A 1,663-nucleotide genomic window follows, 5' to 3' on the forward strand; every position below is an offset into this window, starting at 1 on the left:
GGCGTGGACCCCATGCGCATGCGTCCCGACCGCAAGGCCGCCCGCGGCCGCTAGGTGGTTCGGCCCCGCCTAGGCCGGGTTGATTAAGTCGGTCTTGATCCAGATGAGGGTGGCGGCCAGGGCGATGCCGGCGCGGTAGGAGCGAGCGGTCTTGTCTGAGCGCATCGCGATGCCGCGCCACTGCTTGAGCTTGTTGAAGCAGCGTTCGACGACGTTGCGGCCCTTGTATCGTTCCTGCTGCTGGTCGCCGAAGTCGATCGGCCGGCCCGGCTTCTTGCGGCGATGCGCGATCTGATCGTCGCGCTCCGGGATGGTCGCCGCGATCCGGCGGTCTCGCAGCCATGCACGGTTCGCCTTCGACGGGTAGCCCTTGTCGGCCAGCACCCGGTCCGGTCGGGTTCGTGGCCTGCCCTTGCCGGCACGCGGCACGCGGATGTCCTCGAGCACGGCGGTCATCATCGTGGTGTCGTTGGTGTTCCCGCCGGTGATCATCATCCCCAGCGGCCTCCCGCGGCCGTCGCAGACCAGGTGCAGCTTGGTCGTCAAGCCGCCGCGAGAGCGGCCGATCCCGTGATCAGGCGGCTCGAACCACGGATTCTTGTGATTCGGCAGAGCCCCCTGTGTCCCGTTTCAGGGTCGCTCCATGCTGATGGACGCGCGCGATCGTGGAGTCGATCGAGACGACCCAGTCGATCTTCCCCGCGGCGTCGGCCTGCTTCTGCACTTCGGCGAGCAGCTTCTCCCAGGTGCCGTCCGCGGCCCACCGGTTGAATCGCTTGTAGATCGAGTTCCACTTCCCGAACCGATCCGGCACGTCCCGCCACGGCGCCCCGGTCCGGTACTTCCACGCCATGCCCTCGACGGCGAGTCGGTGATCGGTCCACGGCCGCGACCTCCCGGCCACCGTCGGCATCAACGGCTCCATAACGGCCCACACCTCGTCAGAGATCTCCTGTCGCGTCACCGTTCAAGACTCACCCACCGAGGAACGAAACCTCTTGATCAACACGGCCTAGCAAGGTGGACAGGAGCCGCCCGGCCACACCCCGAGCCCCGCCAGGTTGGTCGAATCCGATCGGCGGGCTCGGTGCCGTCGCTGATGCCGCCGAGCAACACGGCAGCAGCACAGCGCGCGGGATGCCTGCCAACAGCAGCATCGGGTTGATGTACTCGCCGTGCAGCCTGGCCCCAAGGTGGACCGCGCCGAGCGCCGAATGGCCGCCACTGGACGCAATTCCCACAACTTCGCCGAGGGCAACGAGTTCCCCGGCGTTCACGACCGGGCTCACCGGCTCCAGGGTGGACACCAGCCCGTTGCCGTGCGCGTCGGTGACGATGCCTCGATCCGCGACGTCACCGGCGAACTCCACGACCCCGGCCGCCCCAGCCGAGACCTCGGCGGAGGCCGCGGGGGCCAGATAGCTGCCGCGGTGCCCCTGGCCGTACCGGTGCGCGGGCGCGATGAACGCGGCAGTGACGCGCCCGGGCGTGGCCGGCCAGTGCCACCGGGGGAGCGTGGAGGTCTCACCCGGCACACCTGCCCATCCCGGTGCGGAGGCTGCCGCAGGGATGGACAGGCCGATGCACACCAGCGCGCAGGCAGCGAGGACGGATACGACAGTGCGAAGCGCTGGTCCCATACCCGCCAGCATCGTTCCCGGGA

At 69.0% G+C, this 1,663-nt stretch carries 1 protein-coding gene and 1 pseudogene; both read right to left on the minus strand.

Features of this window, described 5'->3' with window-relative positions:
- Positions 1–69: 69 nt before the first annotated feature.
- A pseudogene (locus ACK5M9_RS00975) lies at positions 70–925 on the minus strand (IS5 family transposase).
- A gap of 49 nt (positions 926–974) precedes the next feature.
- Positions 975–1,663 (minus strand): peptidoglycan DD-metalloendopeptidase family protein (locus tag ACK5M9_RS00980; RefSeq protein ID WP_416891343.1); only part of this gene is annotated, 689 nt, incomplete at its 5' end.

This window comes from Mycobacterium sp., assembly GCF_047975165.1.
Taxonomy (GTDB): domain Bacteria; phylum Actinomycetota; class Actinomycetes; order Mycobacteriales; family Mycobacteriaceae; genus Mycobacterium.